This is a genomic window from Zoogloea sp. 1C4, assembly GCF_009469605.1.
In the GTDB taxonomy this organism is placed as follows: Bacteria; Pseudomonadota; Gammaproteobacteria; order Burkholderiales; family Rhodocyclaceae; genus Zoogloea; species Zoogloea oryzae.
In genome coordinates this window covers 1-1,972 of record NZ_SSXU01000077.1, presented here as the reverse complement: position 1 = coordinate 1,972, position 1,972 = coordinate 1, and the positions used below count along the sequence as shown (strand labels likewise).

Below are 1,972 nucleotides of genomic sequence, written 5' to 3'. Positions count from 1 at the left end.
ATTCAATAGGGTTCCATTACTTCACACTTCATGGAATACAGTGCATTCAATCACGCTTCATGGAATCCACTGCATTCAATCGGGATTCATTTTACCACGCTGCATGGAGTTCACTGCATTCAATCACACTGCATGGAATCCACTGCATTCAATCGGGATGCTTTGGGCCATGCTGCATAAAATCCACTGCATTCAATCATGCTGCATGGAATCCACTGCATTCAATCATGCTGCATAAAATCCACTGCATTCAATAGGGTTCCATTTCTTCACGCTGCATGGAATACACTGCATTCAAACACGCTGCATGGAATCCACTGCATTCAATCGAGATCCATTGGGCCACGCTGCATGGAATCCACTGCATTCAATTGGGATCCATTGTGCCACGATGCATGGAATTCACTGCAATCAATCAGAATCCACTGCACCACACTGCATGGAATCCACTGCATTCAATCGAGATCCATTGGGCCACGCTGCATGGAATCCACTGCATTCAATCGAGATCCATTTAGCCACGCTGCATGGAATCCACTGCATTCAATTGGGATGCATTTTACCATGCTGCATGGAATCCACTGCATTCAATGACACTGCATGGAATCCACTGCATCAATCGGGATGCATTTTACCATGCTGCATGGAATCCACTGCATTCAGTGACGCTGCATGGAATCCACTGCAGTCAATCGGGATCCATTGTGCCACATTGCAGGGAAACCACTGCATTCAATAGACATCCATTGCACCATGCTGCATGGAATCCACTGCATTCAATTGGGATTCATTGGGCCTCACTGCATGGAATAAACTGCGTTCAATCAAGATCCATTGGGCCACGATGCATGGAATCCACTGCATTCAATCGGGATCCATTTAGCCATGCTTCATGGAATACACTGCGTTCAATCGGGATGCATTTTACCATGCTGCATGGAATCCACTGCATTCAGTGATGCTGCATGGAATGCACTACCTTCAATCGGGATGCTTTGGGCCATGCTGCATAAAATCCACTGCATTTAATCGGGATGCATTGGGCCACGCTCCATGGAATCAACTGCATTCAATCAAGCTGGATGGAATCCACTGCATTTAATCGGGATGCATTTTACCATGCTGCATGGAATGTACTGCATTCAATCACGCTGCATGGAATTCACTGCATTCAATTGGGATCCATTGCGCAACGATGCATGGAATCCACTGCGTTCAATCAAAATCCATTGCACCACACTGCATGGAATCCACTGCATTCTCTCGAGATCCATTGGGCCACGCTGCATTGAATCCACTGCATTCTATCGCGATCCATTACGCCACGCTGCATGGAATACACTGCATTCAATCGGGATCCATTTAGCCACGCTGCATGGAATACTCTTCGTTCAATCGGGATGCATTTAACCATGCTGCATCGAATCCACTGCATTCAGTGACGCTGCATGGAATCCACTGCATTCAATCGGGATGCTTTGGGCCTCGCTGCATAAAATCCACTGCATTTAATCGGGATGCATTGGGCCTCACTGCATGGAATCTACTGCATTCAATCATGCTGCATGGAATCCACTGCATTCAATCATGCTGCATAAAATCCCCTGCATTTAATAGGGTTCAATTTCTCCATGCTGCATGGAATCCACTGCATTCAATCATGCTTCATTGCAACCAGTGCATTCAATCGGGTACCATAGGGCCACGCTTCATGGAATCCACTGCATTCAATCATGCTTCATTGCAACCACTGCATTCAATCGGGAACCATTGGGCCATGCTGCATGGAATCCACTGCATTCAAACACGCTGCATGGAATCCACTGCATTCAATCGGGATGCTTTGGGCCATGCTGGATAATATCCACTGCATTCAATCGGGATTCATTGGGCCTCGCTGCCTGGAATCCACTGCATTCAATCATGCTGCATGGAATCCACTGCATTCAATGACACTGCATGGAATCCACTG

At 46.8% G+C, this 1,972-nt stretch carries 1 protein-coding gene; it reads left to right on the top strand.

Features of this window, described 5'->3' with window-relative positions; genetic code table 11:
- Positions 1–1,784: 1,784 nt before the first annotated feature.
- Positions 1,785–1,972 (top strand): hypothetical protein (locus tag GH681_RS23850; RefSeq protein ID WP_228112046.1); only part of this gene is annotated, 188 nt, incomplete at its 3' end.